Annotated in this window: 14 protein-coding genes; 5 read left to right on the plus strand and 9 right to left on the minus strand. The window is 74.7% G+C overall.

Features of this window, described 5'->3' with window-relative positions; genetic code table 11:
* Positions 1-22: 22 nt before the first annotated feature.
* A complete protein-coding gene (locus HZS56_RS19195; protein ID WP_216721941.1) occupies positions 23-985 on the minus strand; it encodes a DMT family protein in 963 nt (320 codons plus the stop codon).
* Positions 982-1,788: a phosphatase PAP2 family protein gene (locus HZS56_RS19200; RefSeq protein WP_216721942.1), complete on the minus strand. Its 807-nt coding sequence runs from the start codon at positions 1,786-1,788 to the stop codon at positions 982-984. Before HZS56_RS19200 ends, HZS56_RS19195 begins: the two co-directional genes overlap by 4 nt.
* 218 nt (positions 1,789-2,006) lie before the next feature.
* Here HZS56_RS19200 and HZS56_RS19205 point away from each other — a divergent pair, with 218 nt between their 5' ends.
* Positions 2,007-2,621 carry a TetR/AcrR family transcriptional regulator gene (locus HZS56_RS19205; protein WP_216721943.1) on the plus strand — a complete coding sequence of 205 codons (615 nt, stop codon included), beginning with the start codon at positions 2,007-2,009 and terminating at the stop codon, positions 2,619-2,621.
* Positions 2,622-2,784: 163 nt separating this feature from the next.
* On the opposite strand, the gene HZS56_RS19210 is transcribed toward HZS56_RS19205, so the two are convergent.
* Positions 2,785-3,837: a DUF2510 domain-containing protein gene (locus HZS56_RS19210; protein ID WP_216721944.1), complete on the minus strand. Its 1,053-nt coding sequence runs from the start codon at positions 3,835-3,837 to the stop codon at positions 2,785-2,787.
* Between the two features lie 295 nt (positions 3,838-4,132).
* Here HZS56_RS19210 and HZS56_RS19215 point away from each other — a divergent pair, with 295 nt between their 5' ends.
* The gene (locus tag HZS56_RS19215) at positions 4,133-6,811 is read left to right on the plus strand and encodes an ATP-binding protein (RefSeq protein ID WP_216721945.1); all 2,679 of its coding nucleotides are present in this window, start codon (positions 4,133-4,135) and stop codon (positions 6,809-6,811) included.
* A 25-nt stretch (positions 6,812-6,836) separates the two neighbouring features.
* Here the strand turns inward: HZS56_RS19215 and pcaDC are convergent, their stop codons facing one another.
* Genes pcaDC through pcaH form a run of 4 tightly spaced genes read right to left on the minus strand, consistent with a single transcriptional unit; the run spans position 6,837 to position 10,698 of the window.
* On the minus strand, positions 6,837-7,961 hold the full coding sequence (gene pcaDC, locus HZS56_RS19220) for a bifunctional 3-oxoadipate enol-lactonase/4-carboxymuconolactone decarboxylase PcaDC (RefSeq protein ID WP_216721946.1): 1,125 nt from the start codon (positions 7,959-7,961) through the stop codon (positions 6,837-6,839).
* On the minus strand, positions 7,958-9,316 hold the full coding sequence (gene pcaB / locus HZS56_RS19225) for a 3-carboxy-cis,cis-muconate cycloisomerase (RefSeq protein WP_216721947.1): 1,359 nt from the start codon (positions 9,314-9,316) through the stop codon (positions 7,958-7,960). The genes pcaDC and pcaB overlap by 4 nt, the downstream gene beginning before the upstream one ends.
* Positions 9,313-9,918: a protocatechuate 3,4-dioxygenase subunit alpha gene (gene pcaG / locus HZS56_RS19230; protein WP_216721948.1), complete on the minus strand. Its 606-nt coding sequence runs from the start codon at positions 9,916-9,918 to the stop codon at positions 9,313-9,315. Before pcaG ends, pcaB begins: the two co-directional genes overlap by 4 nt.
* A 6-nt stretch (positions 9,919-9,924) precedes the next feature.
* Positions 9,925-10,698: a protocatechuate 3,4-dioxygenase subunit beta gene (gene pcaH / locus HZS56_RS19235; RefSeq protein WP_216721971.1), complete on the minus strand. Its 774-nt coding sequence runs from the start codon at positions 10,696-10,698 to the stop codon at positions 9,925-9,927.
* Positions 10,699-10,925: 227 nt separating this feature from the next.
* On the opposite strand from pcaH, the gene HZS56_RS19240 reads away from it, so the two are divergent.
* The gene (locus HZS56_RS19240) at positions 10,926-11,390 is read left to right on the plus strand and encodes a MarR family winged helix-turn-helix transcriptional regulator (RefSeq protein ID WP_216721949.1); all 465 of its coding nucleotides are present in this window, start codon (positions 10,926-10,928) and stop codon (positions 11,388-11,390) included.
* A 23-nt stretch (positions 11,391-11,413) separates the two neighbouring features.
* Here the strand turns inward: HZS56_RS19240 and HZS56_RS19245 are convergent, their stop codons facing one another.
* Positions 11,414-12,397, minus strand: coding sequence for a DUF3048 domain-containing protein (locus HZS56_RS19245; RefSeq protein ID WP_216721950.1), 984 nt, complete (start codon positions 12,395-12,397; stop codon positions 11,414-11,416).
* A 210-nt stretch (positions 12,398-12,607) separates the two neighbouring features.
* On the opposite strand from HZS56_RS19245, the gene HZS56_RS19250 reads away from it, so the two are divergent.
* Positions 12,608-13,798 carry a zinc-dependent alcohol dehydrogenase gene (locus HZS56_RS19250; protein WP_216721951.1) on the plus strand — a complete coding sequence of 397 codons (1,191 nt, stop codon included), beginning with the start codon at positions 12,608-12,610 and terminating at the stop codon, positions 13,796-13,798.
* A gap of 204 nt (positions 13,799-14,002) precedes the next feature.
* Here the strand turns inward: HZS56_RS19250 and HZS56_RS19255 are convergent, their stop codons facing one another.
* Positions 14,003-15,070, minus strand: a complete 1,068-nt coding sequence (locus tag HZS56_RS19255; RefSeq protein WP_216721952.1) for an ATP-dependent DNA ligase — start codon at positions 15,068-15,070, stop codon at positions 14,003-14,005.
* 74 nt (positions 15,071-15,144) lie between these two features.
* Here HZS56_RS19255 and ligD point away from each other — a divergent pair, with 74 nt between their 5' ends.
* A complete protein-coding gene (gene ligD / locus HZS56_RS19260; protein WP_216721953.1) occupies positions 15,145-16,170 on the plus strand; it encodes a non-homologous end-joining DNA ligase in 1,026 nt (341 codons plus the stop codon).
* The last annotated feature ends 15 nt before the right edge of the window (positions 16,171-16,185 follow it).

Raw genomic sequence — 16,185 nt, forward strand, 5'->3', positions numbered from 1 at the left:
GACGAAGACCTGCGGCCCGCGTTCAGAGCCGCGTGAGGCGCCCCGGCCCGGGCTGCCGGGGCACCAGCGCTCCCGCCGCCGCCCGCGCCTCCGGTCCCGTACCCGGTTCCGTACCTGTCGGCTCCGGCGCGGGCGCGGCAGCCACCGGAGGGGCGCCCGCGCTTCCCGCGGGCGCCGCCCGGCTCAGCTGCACCACGCCCCCGGCGGCCAGCGCAGCACCGGTCAGCGCGAGGGCGATGCCACCCGGCCCGCCGCGCAGCTGCTCCCCGAGCAGCGACAGCCCGATCACCGCGGCGGCCACCGGATTGGCCAGCGTCACCACCGCGAGCGGTGCGCCGAGGCCGCCCCGGTAGGCCGTCTGCGACAGCAGCAGCCCGCCCCCGGCGAACGCCGCCACCAGCACCGCCACCCCGACGACCTGGGCGGTGAGCAGCGGTCCCGTCTGGTCCGTGGCGGCGACCGTGACCGTCTGGGTGAGGGCGGAGGCGACCCCGGAGGCGATCCCCGAGGCCGTCGCGTGGCGCAGGCCCGGCCGGGCGCCGGGCCACGACAGCATCCCGATCAGCGCGGCCGTCGCGCCGGACACCGCCAGCGCCTCGGGCACGCTCAGCACGTCGTCGGGGGCCGGTCCGGACGCGGTGAGCAGCAGCGCGCCCAGCCCGAGCAGCGTCAGTCCGGTGCCCCGCCACTCCACGGCACTGACCCGCCGGCCCGCCAGCCGCGCCCCGAGCGGCACCGCCGCGACCAGAGTGAGCGCGCCGAGCGGCTGGACCACGGTGAGGGGGCCGTACTTGAGGGCCACCACGTGCAGCAGCGCGGCCGAGGCGTTGAGCGCGACCGACCACCACCAGGCGCCGGTGGCCAGCAGCCGCAACGTGCCCGCGCCGCTACCGCGCGACGCCAGCCGCTCCTGGGCGACGGCCGCCCCGGCGTAGGCGCAGGCGGAGACCAGGGACAGCAGGACGGCGACGAGGGCGGCGTTCACCGGCCCGCCCCGACCAGTTCCTGCTCCCGGGCCACCGCGCGGCGCCGGGCGGCCGGGCGCCGGTGAAGGGTGCACCGCGGCCGGTGGGGCAGGCGCAGCACGGCGAGGGCGAGACCCAGCAGGGCCGCCGCGGCGAGCACGTCGAGCCAGTAGTGGTTCGCGGTACCGACGATCACCAGCAGCGTCACCAGCGGATGCAGCAGCCACAGCCACCGCAGGCGGGAGCGGGTCGCGACGATCAGCCCGACCGCCAGCATCAGCGCCCAGCCGAAGTGCAGGGAGGGCATCGCCGCGAACTGGTTGGACAGCTCGTCGGTGCTCGGCGGGCCGTACACCGAGGGGCCGTACATCCGGGCCGTGTCGACCAGCCCTGCGGCGGTCAGCATCCTCGGCGGGGCGAGCGGGAACAAGAGGTGCAGCGCGAGCGCGGCACCGGTCACGGCGGCCAGTGTCCGGCGGGCCCAGACGTAGTGTGCGGGCCGGCGCAGGTAGAGCCAGACCAGGAAGGCGACGGTGGCCGGGAAGTGGACCGCCGCGTAGTAGGCGTTGGCCACGTGGACCAGCGTGTCGCCGTGCAGGAGCAGCGACTGCACGGCTCCCTCGTCGGGCAGTCGCAGCGCGCGTTCGAAGCCCCAGACGTCGCGGGCGTTGCGGAAGGCCTCGGCGGTGTGGCCCGCGGCCAGCTGCCGGCCCGCCTTGTAGACGAGGAAGAGCCCGGCCACGAGCAGCAGCTCACGGACGAGCGGCGGACGCGCGGGCGCGTCCGGTCCCGCTGCTCCTGCGGGATCACTGCGGGCTCTCATCCCCCGGCCCCTTCGCTGACGGTGGTGCGTGCGGCTCACAGGTACGGGGCACGTGTGACGGTTCTCATCGATACGACCTCGTTCCGATACGCCAGTGTACCGATACGGTCGAGTACCGGTACACTGGCGTATCGATAGGCGTGAGCACACCAGGCACACCGAGCACCGGACTGCCGGGAAGCCGGACCACGGGGAAGTACGAGGAGAGGAGCAGCGCGATGGCGTCACAGGCCGCGGACCGACCGGAACCGGTCGCCACCTCGCGCCGCTCCAAGCTCACACCCGAGCGTGAGCAGGAGTTCTTCGACGCCGTGCTCCAGCAGATCCGGTCCTGCGGGTACGACGCCGTCACCATGGAGGGCATCGCCGCCAGCACCCGGTGCAGCAAGTCCACGCTCTACCGGCAGTGGAAGACGAAGCCCCAGTTCGTGGCCGCCGCGCTGCGCTCCAGCAGCCGGGTCCGTTTCGCCGGCATCGACACCGGGTCGCTCGCCGAGGACCTGCGCCGGGCCGCCGCGGCCGCGGGCGAGGGGACCGGCAAGGACACGGGTCTGCTCCAGGCGCTGGGCCACGCGGTCATGGAGGACCCGGAGCTCAAGTGCGCACTGCGCGAGGCGCTCGTCGAGCCGGAGATCGCCGCCCTGCGGGAGATCCTGGCGCGCGGCGTGGCACGGGGCGAGGTCCCCGCCGGGCACCCGGCACTCGAGTACGTGCCGGCCCAGCTCTTCGGCATGCTCCGGATGCGGCCCGTCCTCGAGGGCAAGCAGGCCGACGCGGAGTACCTGGTCACCTTCGTGGAGGCCGTCGTGCTGCCGGCACTCGGCCTCCCCTGAGACCCAGGCCGCCGTCCACGGGATGACTGGACGGTGGCCTGCCCGCGCCGCACCGTGGGGACGGGGGCGGCGCGCACCCCCGGCCGGGCGGGGCACCCTCTGAGCGGAAGGGGCCCCGCCCGGCCGACGGTTCTCCGGACCCGCGGGCCGTCCGCCCCTCCGGTCAGATGTCCTGCCCGTTGCCGCCCCCGACCGAGCCCGCCTCGATGCCCTTGGTGATCTCGTCGATGACCGCCTCCTCCTCGCCGACGTCGACGCCGAAGCGGACGACGACGATGCGGTCCGGGGCCGCGGGCGAGGGGAAGGCCAGCGACTCGACGTACCCGTCGGAGCCCTTCGCGGTGACCGCCTTCCAGCGGACCAGGTACCCCTTCTGCCCGGCGACGGTGACCGCCTCGGAGGCCAGCTCCTCGTGCGAGGTGATCTCGCCGTAGGACGCGCCGCCGTAGGACTCCTCGGCGTTGGCCTCGATGTCGGCCTTCGCGACCTCCTCCGCGGTGCCGCCCTTGGTGCCCAGCACCATCGCCGGGGCCGAGTAGGCGCCTCCCTTGGTGCAGTCCGCCGAGCTGTCGCCGGGGCACGGGTAACTGTCGTCCGACGTGACGGACGCGCCGACCTGCAACTGCTGCCCGGACCAGCCGTCCGGGACCGGCAGGCTGATCCCGCTCACCGCGTCCGGCACCGAACCGCTGTCGATCGTGGGCGGTTCCGAACCGTCCGGCGCGGGCGACTCGCCGCCCCCGCCACTGCCACCGCCGTCGCCCCCGCGCGGGTCGCCGAAGGGACCGTCCCCACCGCCCGGGCCGCGCCGGTCCTGCTGCGAGGACCCTGCGCTGCTGCCGCCCGAACCGTCGTCGGCGAGCACGTACACACCGGCCCCTATGCCGGCCAGCACCGCCACCGCGGCCGCCACGGCTGTGCCGGTGCGCAGCCGGCGCCGCCGCGCGGACGGCGCCGCGTCCGGCGTGCCCGGATAGCCGGGGTGCACGGGGTACGGGCCCGGGGCGTCCCCGTACGAGGACGGCGCGTCGTCCGGCGCCTCGTGCGGCACCCCGGGCGCCGACGGCGGCTGCGCAGGAGGGGCCCCCGCGGTGTCCGGCTCCTTGGAGCGGACCTGGTCCGTCCACACCTTGCCGTCCCACCAGCGCTCGGTGGCGGGACCGTCCTGCTTCTGTCCGGGGTCCGGGTACCACCCGGGAGGAGTCGCCTGCGTCATGTCCCCACCGTATGAGGCGTCGGTGAAAGCACGATGAGAGGCCCGGCCGCCGGGCCCTTCGCGTGCGCCCCCGTGGGCCGGCGGACGGCCGCTGCGGGGCGTGGACCGCCCTGCGTCCGCGACGGGTTGACGCGCGGCGCACCCCGCCCCGCTGTTGACCGCGCCGTCCCGTCACCCGTGCCTTACCGCATGTCACCCGTCACGGCAACTGCTGCGCCGAGCGCACACCACGCGCGCGGCCGGAGGGCTAGGCTCGGGTTCGAACGTCATTCGGGCGACTCGGGGAGGCAGCGGGATGACGGAGGTACGGCGGGCGGGTGCCGCCACGGCCGCCCTCTGGGAGCGGGACGAGGAAGTCGCCACCATCACGCGCGCGGTGGACGACCTGCGCGCCGACCGCTCGTCACCCGGCCTGCTGCTCGAGGCCCGTGGCGAAGCCGGGGTCGGCAAGACCGCGCTGCTCAACGAGGCCCGCCGGACCGCCGAGGCCCGGGGCTGCACCGTCTGGTCGGCCCGCGGCGGCGAGACCCTGAGGTCCGTCCCCTTCAACGTCGTACGCCAACTGCTGCAGCCCGCACTCGTGTCCATGCTCCCCGAGGAGGCCCGCGAGTACCTCGGCGACTGGTACGACATCGCGGGCCCGGCCCTCGGCATAGCGGACCCCGGTGAGCGCCAGGCCGACCCGCAGGGCGTGTACGACGGCCTGGTCGCCGCCGTACGCAGGCTCGCCCGGCGGGAGTGGCCGCTGGTCCTGCTCATCGACGACGCCCACTGGGCCGACCAGGAGACCCTGCGCTGGCTCGCCGCGCTCGCCGAACGGCTCGACGAGACCTCCCTGCTGATCGTCTTCGCCCGCCGCCCCGGCGACGTCAGCGGCGACAGCGCCCGCCATCTGGACGCGGCCGCCGCCGTCGGCCGGCCCCTCGCCCCGCTGAACGCCCTCACCCCCGACGGAACCGCCGGACTGACCCGCGCCACGCTCGGCGACCACGCCGACGCCGCGTTCTGCCGCGAGGTGTGGGCCGTCACCGGCGGCAACCCCTACGAAACCGTCGAACTCCTCGCCAAGGTCCAGGACAGCGAACTGCAGCCCGTCGAGGCGGAGGCCGCCGAACTGCGCGCCCTGAACCGCACCGCCCGCGGCGGCGGACTCGTCGCCCGCCTGGAACAACTCGGCGTCGACTCCACCCGGTTCGCCTGGGCCGCCGCCATCCTCGGCGGCGGCATCACCGTCGACATGGTGGCCAGGCTCGCCACCCTCGACCGCGCCGACGCCGTCCGCTGCGCCGAACTGCTCTGCGACGCCCGCATCCTCTCCGTGCCCGACCCCGCGTCCGGCCGGCCGGACGCGAACGACCTGGAGTTCGTCCACCCGCTGATCGCCACCGCCGTCTACAACTCCATCCCCGACGCGCTGCGCACGGCGATGCACGGTATAGCGGCCCAGCTCGTGACCGACTCCGGGCTCGGCGCCGCGGCCGCCTCCCGTCATCTGCTCCAGGTGTATCCCGACGACGACCAGGAAGTCGTGGACCAGCTGCGCGAGGCCGCCCGCGAACACCTCGCCGTCGGAGCCCCCGACGCCGCCCGACGCTGCCTGGAACGCGCCCTCCAGGAACCGCCGTTGCCCGACGCGCACGCACGCGTCCTCTTCGAGCTGGGCTGCGCCACCCTCCTCACCGCGCCCGCCACCACCATCGGCCACCTGCGTACCGCGCTCGCCATGCCGGGGCTGGACGGCGAGCAGCGCGTCGACGCGGTGTTCCGGCTCTCCCAGGCCCTGCTCCACAACGACCAGCTGGAGGAGGCCGTCCGCACCGTCGAGGCGGAGGCCGCCCGCAACCCCGACCCGTCCGCGCGACTGCGGCTCCAGGCCGCCCAGTACATGTGGGAGGGCATCCACGCGGGCGAGACGTCCTCGCCCCGCCGCTCCGCGCGCCTGGCCGAACTCGCCGCCACCTGCACCGGCCGCGACAACGCCGAACGCGCCCTGCTCATCCTGCGCGGCTTCGACGCCATGACCCACGGCGAGAGCGCCGAAGAGGTCGTCGAACTGTGCGACCGCGCCCTCGTCAACGGCCGCCTCGCCCCCGGGCTCGGCTGGACCGACACCGAGTGGGGCCTGGAACTGCCCATGATGCTGGCCAGTTCCTACGCCTACACCGACCGGCTCGACCGCGCCGAGGCACTCTTCACCGAGGCCCTGCGCGCCTACGAGACCGCGGGCTGGAGCGGCGGACACCTGGCCCTCGCGCACGCCTACGTCGGCCTCGGCCACCGCAGGAGGGGACGCCTCAGGGAGGCCGAGCAGTCCCTGCGCGAGTCACTGCGCATCGCCGAACGCGTCGGCCGCGGGCTGCCCCTGTACTGGTCGGCGATCTGCAACCTGATCGACACCCTGCTCGCCCGCGGCCACGTCGAGGAGGCCCGCGGCCTGGCCGACCAGTACGGCTTCGCGCCGCCCTACCCGTCGACCATCGTGCTGCCCGACCCCCGCTCGGTCCGCGGCCGGCTGCTCCTCGCGACCGGCCGCACCAAGGAGGGCGTGGGCGAACTGGAGGCCGCCGAGAAGGCCGCGGCGATCCGCGGACGGCACAACCCGGTGGTGGTGCCCTGGGCGACCGAGCTGGCCCGGGCGCTGGCCACGGAGGATCCCGGCCGCGCCGCCCGGCTGGCCGCCGACGCCCGCGGCCAGGCCGAGCGTTTCGGCACGGACACCGCCATAGGGGAGGCCCTGCGCTGCGCCGCCGCGCTGGAGACCGGCCGGCGCGCCGTCCGGCTCGCCGCCCAGGCCGTCACCTACCTGGAGGCCTCGCCCTGCCAGTACGAGCACGCCGCGGCCCGTGTGGAGTACGGCATCCTGGCCCGCTCGGCCACAGAGCTGAACCGGGGCCTGGCACTGGCCGACTCGTGCGGCGCCGACGGCCTGGCCGAGCGCGCCCGGCAGGCCCTGGCCGTGGGGCACGTGGGCTGAGACGACACCGGTCCGGCGGGCCGCGTCACCCGGCGCCGGAGTCCTCCTCGGCCAGCACCCGCTGCGCCGTCGCGAACGCCGAGTTCGCCGCCGGGACCCCGCAGTACACCGCCGTCTGCAGCAGCACCGCCCCGATCTCGTCCGCCGTCAGCCCGTTGCGCCGGGCCGCCCGCACATGCATGGCCAGCTCCTCGTAGTGGCCGTGCGCCACCAGCGCCGTCAGCGTCACCATGCTGCGCTCACGGCGCGAGAGCGTCTCGTCGGTCCAGATCTCGCCCCAGGCGTAGCGCGAGATGAAATCCTGGAACCGGGCGGTGAACGGCGACTGCCGAGCCTGCACCCGGTCCACGTGCGCGTCGCCCAGCACCTCCCGCCGCACCGCCATGCCCCGCCCCGCGCCGCCGTCGAAGTGGGCCCGCAGCGCCGTCAGCACCGCCTCGGGCCGCTCGGCCGGCGCCAGGTGGGAGGCGCCCGGGATCTCGGTCAGCGTCGCGTCCGGCACCGCGTCGGCGATCTCCCGCAGATGCGCGGGCGGCGTGGCCGGATCCTCGCGGCCGGCGACCAGCAGCGTCGGCGCGGAGATCCCGCCGAGCCGGTCCCGCAGGTCGAAGGCGGCCAGCGCGTCGCAACAGGCGGCGTACGCACCGGGATCGGCCTCGCGATGGTCCCGCACCAGCCGGGGCACCGTGAACCCGGGAGTGAACCACCGTGCGTCCGCGCCGCCCGCCAGCTCCGCCAGCCCCTCCGCGCGCACCCGCGCGGCCCGCTCCTCCCACGGCTCGGCGCCGCCGAAGTGCGCGGACGAGCAGAGCACCGCCAGCGACGCCACCCGCTCCGGGTGGTGCACGGCCAGGTGCAGGCCCACCGCGCCGCCCAGCGACACCCCGGCGTAGGCGAACCGCTCCAGACCGAGCGCGTCGGCGAGCGTCAGCACCAGGGCGGCGAGATCGCCCACGGTGGCGCCCGGCCCGACGAGGTCCGCCGCCGAACCGCCGTGCCCCGGCAGGTCCCAGCGGACCACCCGGTGCCCGGCGCTCAGTTCGGGCGCCACCGCGTCCCACAGCGCGTACGAGGTGCCCAGCGAGGGCCCGAGCAGCAGTGGGGGAGCGGAGGCGGGACCTTCGGACAGGTGGTTGAGCAGGGTCGTCAACGTCGCTCCAGAGCACGGTCGGTCAGGGCTCCCGCGGAGCCGGTGTAGCGGGCGGGATCGGTCAGGGCGGCGAGGTCGAGGCCGGAGCCGCGCAACTCGGGCGACGCGGCGAGCAGTTCACCCAGCGGACGGTCCTCGGTGGCGGCCCGGCGGGCCAGCTCCGTCAGCAGTTCCTTCGCGCGGGCCCGCCCGAGCACCGGCGCCAGTTCCGCCGAGAGCCGCTCGGACACGATCAGCCCGTGCGTGATTCCCAGGTGCGCACGCATCACGTCAGGGCGCACCCGGAGCTCCTCGGTCAGCTCGGCGGCGTCGCGCGCGGCACCGCCGGCCAGCCGCAGCAGCTCCCGCAGGCACTCCCACTCGGCGTGCCAGGCCCCGGCGGGCCGCTCGTCCTCGGCGACCAGCGAGCCGTACAGCGTGGCCGCGAGCTGCGGGGCGCGCCTGGCGGCGGCCGCGATCAGCGTGGACCGCACCGGGTTGGCCTTGTGCGGCATCGCCGACGAACCGCCCCCGCCGCCCTCGGCGACCTCGCCGACCTCGGTGCGGGACAGCGTCAGCACGTCGGCGGCCGTCTTCCCGAGCGCCCCGGCGGCGAAGGCGAGGCAGCCGGCCAGGTCGGCGACCGGCGTGCGCAGGGTGTGCCAGGGCAACAGCGGGGTGCGAAGCCCCAGTTCGCGCGCGTACGCCTCCGGGAGCCCGACCGGGTCCGGGGCGCCGTACGCCCCGAAGGCCGCCAGCGTGCCTGCCGCCCCGCCGAGTTGGACGGGCAGCGTGTCGCGTACCGTCCCGATCCGGTCGCGTGCGTCCAGCACCAGCGTGCGCCAGCCGGCCGCCTTCAGACCGAAGGTCGTCGGCACGGCGTGCTGGGTGAGCGTCCGGCCCGGCAGGGGCGTGTCCCGGTGCTCGGCGGCCAGCCGGGCCAGCGCCCGTTCCGTACGGGTGAGGTCGGCGAGCAGCAGGTCCAGGGCCCGGGCGGCGACCAGCATCGTCGCGGTGTCCATGATGTCCTGGCTGGTGGCGCCCCGGTGCACCTGGTTCCCGTACGGTTCGCCGACCGCCTCGGTGAGGTCGGCCACCAGGGGGATGACCGGGTTCCCGCCGCTCCGGGCGCGCTCGGCGAGGGAGCGTGCGTCGAAGGCGTCCGGATCGGCGGCGGCCGCCCCGACCGCGTCCGCCGCCCCGGCCGGGGCGAGGCCGAGCGCGGCCTGCGCGCGGGTCAGTGCCGCCTCCGCGTCGAGCAGGGCCCGCAGGTAGGCACGGTCACCGGTCGCCGACGCGACCGCCGACCCCGCCCACCCGGGGGCGAGCAGTCCCGTGTCGGTGTCCGTGCCGGCGGGATCGGCAGATGATGTCACTGGAACTCCAGGAAGACCGTCTCGCCCTCGCCCTGAAGGCGGATGTCGAAACGGTACGTCCCGTGGCCCTCGTCCGCCGCGACCAGCGTGTCGCGGCGGACGGCCGGCACCCGGGACAGCAGCGGGTCGGCGGCGAGCGCCGCCGCGTCGCCCGGCAGGTACAGCCGGGTGTACAGGTGCACGAGCAGCCCGCGCGCGAACACGCAGACACTCACGTACGGCGCGCTCCGCCCCCGCGCCCCCGGCCGCAGCGTCCGCGCGTACCAGTGGCCGTCCGCGTCGGTCTGGATGCGCCCGAAGCCGGTGAACTCCACGCCGTTGCGGCCCAGGAAACCGCCGGTGGCGGGGTCGCGCCGCATCGAGCCGTCGGCGGTCGGTGTCCGGCCCTCGGTGTCCGGCCCCCACAGCTCCAGGAGGGCGTCGGGGAGCGGATCGCCCGCGCCGTCGTACACGTACCCGTGCACGGTGACCGTGTCCGGGTGTCCGGCGGGGGCGATGTCCTCGCCGCCGCGGAAGGGCAGCGCGTACCCGTAGAACGGGCCGACCGTGTGCGACGGGGTGGGCAGCACCTGCTCCGGACTGCTGGTGTCGATCTTCGTCATGGCGGGTCAGCGTCCTTCTTCGATCCAGGTGGCGTCCGGGCCGTCGAGCACGATGTCCCAGTGGTAGCCGAGCGAGAACTCCGGCACCGACAGGCTGTGGTCGTACGTCGCGACCAGCCGCTGCCGCGCGGCGTCGTCGGTCACCGACTGCAGGATCGGGTCGTAGGGGAACAGCGGGTCGTTCGGGAAGTACATCTGTGTGACGAGGCGCTGGGTGAACGCCGAGCCGAACACCGAGAAGTGGATGTGCGCCGGGCGCCAGGCGTTGATGTGGTTGCGCCACGGATAGGGCCCCGGCTGCACCGTCGTGAAGCGGTAGAAGCCGTCGTCGTCGGAGAGGGTGCGGCCGACGCCGGTGAAGTTCGGGTCCAGCGGGGCGTCGTGCTGCTCGCGCTGGTGCGCGTACCGCCCGGCCGAGTTGGCCTGCCAGATCTCCACGAGCTGCCCGCGCACGGGCCTGCCGGTCCGGTCGAGGAGGCGGCCGGAGACGGTGATGCGCTCACCGACCGGCTCCCCGGCGTGCTGCCGGGTCAGGTCGTTGTCGACCCCGGTGATGTCCCGTTCCCCGAAGGCGGGGGAGGCCAGCTCCACCAGCTCCGGGTCCTTGGTGACGTCGATGGCGACCGGCGGCTGCCCGGGGTGGCGCAGCACGGAGGAGCGGTACGGGGCGTAGTCGCGGCGCGGATGGTGCTCGACGGGCGCGCCGCCCGCGACCCGCTGCTCGTAGGCGGCGTGCCCGGCCGCGATCTCCGCGTCGATGTCGTGCTGGGTGAGAGTCAGGTCCACCGGGAAAACCCCATCCCTTGAGCGCGCCCCGGAGTGCCAGTCGTCACCAGATAGTCAGGGCACTGAGTATTTCAGCGAGGTGCCGGACACGCTGCCACCGTGCGGCCGGGGCGTCAAGACCCGTGAATCACCAGGCAGACAGGGCGGCGTGTGATCGGATGACCGTGAATCGTGACGTGTATCGTCAGTGCACCAACGAATGCGACGACGCGGGAGCGCGCATGGCAGCGGTCGATCTGACCACCCACCCCGGCCACCTGGCCCGGCGGCTGCAGCAGGCCCACTACCTGCTGTGGACCACGATGGTCTCCGAGGAGACCACCTCGCCGCAGTACGCCGTCCTCAACACCCTCGTCGCCGAGCCGGGTCTGGACCAGCGCACCGTGGGGGAGCGGGTGGGCCTGGACCGGTCCACCGTCGCGGAGGTGGTCGGCCGGCTGGACCGGCGCGGACTGGTCGACAAGGTCCGCGACCCGCAGGACGGCCGCCGGTCCCTGCTCCGGCCGACCGACGAGGGGCTGCGCGTCCACCGCAGGCTCGGTGTGCGCGCCGCCCGGATGAACCAGGTGTTCCTCGCCCCGCTCGCCCCCGACGAGCAGGCGGTCTTCTTCGACCTGATCCGCCGGGTCACGGACGCCGCCGAGGGGCTGCGCCACCCGGCCGAGCCGACGGCGGCACCGGGCTGACCGGCGCCCCGGCGCCCCGCGGCTCAGGAGTGCCCGGCGAAGACCACCCACACCTGGCCCGTGGCGAAGTGCAGCGGGGAGCCGTCCGCGGTGGTGAAGGTCGTGCCGTCCCCGGTCGCGCCGCGCTTCCAGCGGGCGTCCCAGCTCCGCCCGTCGCGCAGCACCTCCGCCCGCCCGGAGCCCACCGACTCGACGTAGGGCGAGTTGCTGCCGCGGAAGTCGCGGAAGTCCGACTCCCGCACCTTCACGTGCTGCACGACGACCGTGGCCGGTGCCAGCTGCCCGCCGTCGGCCGTGCGGGCCGGGGCGCCGTCCATGGCGACCAGCCAACGGTCCCGGCTCTCGGACCAGGTGAAGGTGAAGCTCGCCGACGGGTAGCGCACCGTGCGCGAGGGCTCCGCCCGGCCGCCCGCGGGAGCCCTGCCGTAGCTGAACCCGGTGGTGAGGGCCGCGGGGCCGGCGGGTTCCGGGAGCAGCCGGCTGGGCCACAGGTACAGGTTGTGCGGGGCCTGCTGTTCCTCGTCGCGGACATAGGCCTCGGAGTCCTCACCCGGCGGCTCCGCGTGCAGGGGCGCCTTGTCGATGAGCGGCAGCAGCTTGCTCTGCGCGCCGGAGAACGCCAGCGTCGGCCGGTCGAACTGGCCGAGCAGCTCCAGGTCGGACTCGCGGGCGCTGCGCACCGGCCCCACCGACTCGGGCAGCTCGGTGGCGTAGACGGCCATCAGCCGGCTCAGCCCGGCCTCCACCGGCTCGGCGTACACGACGTCCGCGGCCTCCAGGCCCGTCTGCGGGCGGGCCGCGGGCACGTTGTCGACCTTCACGGCGAGTACCGGCCCCGAGGCGGGGGCCGCGTCGTCGGCGGTCGCGGCGGCCGACCGCTCCGGCTTCGGCGACCGGCCGTCGACCTCGGCGGTCGGCGCCGCCGCGCAGCCACCCGCGGCCAGTGCGGCCGCCACCGCCGCCGTCAGCAGCGCGGCAGCCCGCCGCGTGCGCGTTCCCTGTCGCATTCCGGCCATCCGTCCACCCGTCCCGTGTCGTAGATCGTGCGCTGGGTGAAGCATTCAGGCCCATACCTGAAGGAATCCGATACGGCGCGCGGAACCGGGCAGATAATCCGCTGTTCGGGCGAAACGGTGCCGGGTTCGGCAACGGGAGCCCCGGGGTACCCGGCCGCCACGCAGAACCGACGCGCACGGCGACGGAGGGAGCGCGGGGCGATGAAGGCAGTGACATGGCAGGGAAAGCGGGACGTGCGGGTCGAGGACGTGCCGGACCCGAGGATCGAGCAGCCGACCGACGCGGTCGTCCGCGTCACCTCCTCGGGCCTGTGCGGCTCCGACCTGCACCTCTACGAAGTGCTCACGCCGTTCATGACACCGGGCGACATCCTCGGGCACGAGCCGATGGGCATCGTGGAGGAGGTCGGCGCCGAGGTGACCAACCTGAAGCCCGGCGACCGGGTCGTGGTGCCGTTCCAGATCGCGTGCGGACACTGCCACATGTGCGGCACCGGGCTGCCGACCCAGTGCGAGACCACCCAGGTCACCGGCGAGGGCATGGGCGCCCCGCTGTTCGGCTACACCCGCCTGTACGGCGCCGTGCCCGGCGGCCAGGCCGAGTACCTGCGCGTGCCGCAGGCGCAGTACGGCCCGATCAAGGTGCCCGAGGGCCCGGCCGACGACCGCTTCGTCTACCTCTCCGACGTGCTGCCCACCGCCTGGCAGGCGGTCGAGTACGCCGCAGTCCCCGAGGGCGGCAGTGTGGCCGTACTGGGCCTCGGCCCGATCGGGGACATGGCGTGCCGGATCGCCCGGCTCAAGGGGGCCGACCAGGTGTTCGGCGTGGACCTCGTGCCGGAGCGGCTCGAGCGGGCCCGCGCGCGGGGCGTGGAGACGTACGACCTGCGCTCCTTCGGCAACGAGAAGGACCTCGTCGCCGCGATTCAGGACCGGACGGGCGGCCGCGGCCCCGACGCCGTGATCGACGCGGTCGGCACCGAGGCGCACGGCAGCGCCGTGGCCAAACTGGTGCAGCAGACCGCAGCGGTGATGCCCCGGGCCATCGGCAGCCCCGTGGCGGAGCGGTTCAGCATCGACCGGCTCGCCGCGCTCTACACCGCCATCGACCTGGTGCGCCGCGGCGGCACCATCTCGCTCTCCGGCGTGTACGGCGGCATGGCCGACCCGATGCCGATGCTCACCATGTTCGACAAGCAGATCCAGCTGCGCATGGGCCAGGCCAACGTGCGCCGCTGGAGCGACGGCATCGTCCCGTACCTGACCGACGACGACCCGCTCGGCGTCGACGGCTTCGCCACCCACCACGTGCCGCTGACGGACGCGCCGCACGCCTACGAGATGTTCCAGAAGAAGCAGGACGGCGCGGTCAAGGTGCTGATGCAGCCCTGACGCGACGAGACCTCGCCCGGTGCTTCCCGTCCGCCGCCGGCCCGCAGCCGTACCCGTGCGCCACCGAGGAGACGGGGGCCGTCGAGGAACGGTGCGCGCGCACCGCCGACGCCCGGCCCGAGGCGCCGGACGTGCTGGAACGGCGTCTGAGCGTCCCCCGCCCCGCCGGCCTGCCCGTGCGCTCCGCCCTGCGCGGCTCCGCGCTCACGGCCCGCCGAGGATCTCCGCCAGGTCGTAGCGGACCGGCTCCTCCAGCTGCCCGTAGGTGCAGCTCTCCGGCGTCCGGTCCGGGCGCCACCGGCGGAAACGGGCCGTGTGCCGGAACCGCGCCCCGTTCTCCATGTGGTCGTACGCCACCTCGACGACCCGCTCCGGCCGCAGCGGCACCCAGGACAGGTCCTTCTTGCCGGACCACCGGCTCGGAGCCCCCGGCAGCCGCGCCGACTCGTGCGCCGCCTCCTCGGCCCACGCTGCCCACGGATGGCCCCGCACGTCGTCCATGCGCAGCGGCTCCAGCTCCTCCACCAGCTCGGCCCGGCGCTTCATGGTGAAGGCCGCGCAGACCCCCACGTGCTGGAGGACGCTCCGGTCGTCGTACAGGCCCAGCAGCAGCGAGCCGACCACGGGGCCGCTCTTGTGGAGGCGGTAACCGGCGACGACCACGTCCGCCGTGCGCTCGTGCTTGATCTTGTACATGGCCCGTTCGTCCTGCCGGTAGCGCAGGTCGAGCGGCTTGGCGACGACGCCGTCGAGCCCCGCACCCTCGTACTGCTCGAACCACCGCCGGGCCACCTCGATGTCGTCCGTCGCCGGCGCCACGTGCACCGGCGGCGTCACCCCGGACAGCGCCCGCACCAGCAGCGCCCGCCGGTCGGCCAGGCCCGTACCGAGCAGGGACTCGTCGTCCAGGGCCAGCAGGTCGAAGGCGACCAGCGACGCCGGCGTGCGCTCGGCCAGGGTCCGCACCCGCGAGTCGGCCGGGTGGATCCGCTCGCTGAGCGCGTCGAAGTCCAGGTGCCCCTCCCGCGCGACGACGATCTCCCCGTCCACCACGCACCGCTCGGGCAACCGCTCCCGCACCGCCGCCACCAGCTCCGGGAAGTACCTGGTCAACGGCTTGCCCGTCCGGCTGCCCAGCTCCACCTCGGCCCCGTCGCGGAACACGATCGCACGGAAGCCGTCCCACTTCGCCTCGTAGTGCATCCCCGGCGGGATCCTCGCCACGGACTTGGCGAGCATCGGCTTCACGGGCGGCATGACGGGCAGGTCCATGGTCCGATTCTGCGCGCCGTCCGTCCCCGACGCCTGATGTGCGAAGCGACCGGGCTGCCCCTACCGTGGCTCGCATGGCGGAAGCGGTGGAACTGGAGGCGGGCGGGCGGACCGTGCGGCTGTCCAGCCCGGGGAAGGTGTTCTTCCCGGAGCGCGGCTACACCAAGCTCGACGTGGCCCGGTACTACCAGGCCGTCGCCCCCGGCATCCTGCGCGCCCTGCGCGAGAGGCCCACCACCCTCCAGCGCTACCCCGACGGCGTCACCGGCGAGTGGTTCTACCAGAAGCGCGCACCCAAGAGCATGCCGGACTGGATCCCGACCGCGCACATCACCTTCCCCAGCGGACGCAGCGCCGACGAGATGTGCCCCACCGAGGAGGCGGCCGTGCTGTGGGCCGCCCAGTACGGCACCCTCACCTTCCACCCCTGGCCGGTCCGTCGCGACGACGTCGACCACCCCGACGAACTGCGCATCGACCTCGACCCGCAGCCCGGCACCGACTACGACGACGCAGCCCGCGCCGCCCACGAACTGCGGGCGGTGCTGGAGGAGTTCGGCGGGCTGCGCGGCTGGCCCAAGACGTCCGGCGGGCGCGGCATCCACGTCTTCGTGCCGATCGCACCGCGCTGGACGTTCACCCAGGTGCGGCGCGCCGCCATCGCCGCCGGCCGCGAACTGGAACGGCGGATGCCCGAGCGGGTCACCATCAAGTGGTGGAAGGAGGAGCGCGGCGAGCGCATCTTCCTCGACTACAACCAGACCGCCCGCGACCGCACCATCGCCTCCGCCTACTCGGTGCGCCCCCGCCCGAACGCGCCGGTATCCGCGCCGCTGACCTGGGACGAGGTGGGTGTCGCGCACCCGCAGGACTTCGACATCACGACCATGCCCGCGCGCTTCGCCGAACTCGGCGACGTGCACGCGGGCATGGACGACGAGAGATACTCCCTCGACGCGCTCCTCGAACTGGCGACGAAGGACGAGCACGACCACGGGCTCAGCGACCTGCCGTACCCGCCCGAGTATCCGAAGATGCCCGGCGAACCGAGCCGGGTGCAGCCCAGCCGGGCCAGGAAGCAGGCTCCCGGCCCGGACTGAGCCGCAGCTCCCGGC

Origin of the sequence: Streptomyces mayonensis (assembly GCF_018982965.1) — a bacterium.
Taxonomy (GTDB): domain Bacteria; phylum Actinomycetota; class Actinomycetes; order Streptomycetales; family Streptomycetaceae; genus Streptomyces; species Streptomyces mayonensis.

Excerpts from the sequence above, each read along its gene's own strand:
- HZS56_RS19240 (WP_216721949.1), top strand. The coding sequence starts at position 10,926 with ATGGCAGCGGTCGATCTGACCACCCACCCCGGCCACCTGGCCCGGCGG.
- pcaG (WP_216721948.1), bottom strand. The coding sequence starts at position 9,918 with ATGACGAAGATCGACACCAGCAGTCCGGAGCAGGTGCTGCCCACCCCG.
- HZS56_RS19245 (WP_216721950.1), bottom strand. The coding sequence starts at position 12,397 with ATGCGACAGGGAACGCGCACGCGGCGGGCTGCCGCGCTGCTGACGGCG.
- HZS56_RS19210 (WP_216721944.1), bottom strand. The coding sequence starts at position 3,837 with ATGACGCAGGCGACTCCTCCCGGGTGGTACCCGGACCCCGGACAGAAG.
- HZS56_RS19250 (WP_216721951.1), top strand. The coding sequence starts at position 12,608 with ATGAAGGCAGTGACATGGCAGGGAAAGCGGGACGTGCGGGTCGAGGAC.
- HZS56_RS19215 (WP_216721945.1), top strand. The coding sequence starts at position 4,133 with ATGACGGAGGTACGGCGGGCGGGTGCCGCCACGGCCGCCCTCTGGGAG.
- HZS56_RS19205 (WP_216721943.1), top strand. The coding sequence starts at position 2,007 with ATGGCGTCACAGGCCGCGGACCGACCGGAACCGGTCGCCACCTCGCGC.
- HZS56_RS19255 (WP_216721952.1), bottom strand. The coding sequence starts at position 15,070 with ATGGACCTGCCCGTCATGCCGCCCGTGAAGCCGATGCTCGCCAAGTCC.
- HZS56_RS19200 (WP_216721942.1), bottom strand. The coding sequence starts at position 1,788 with ATGAGAGCCCGCAGTGATCCCGCAGGAGCAGCGGGACCGGACGCGCCC.
- ligD (WP_216721953.1), top strand. The coding sequence starts at position 15,145 with ATGGCGGAAGCGGTGGAACTGGAGGCGGGCGGGCGGACCGTGCGGCTG.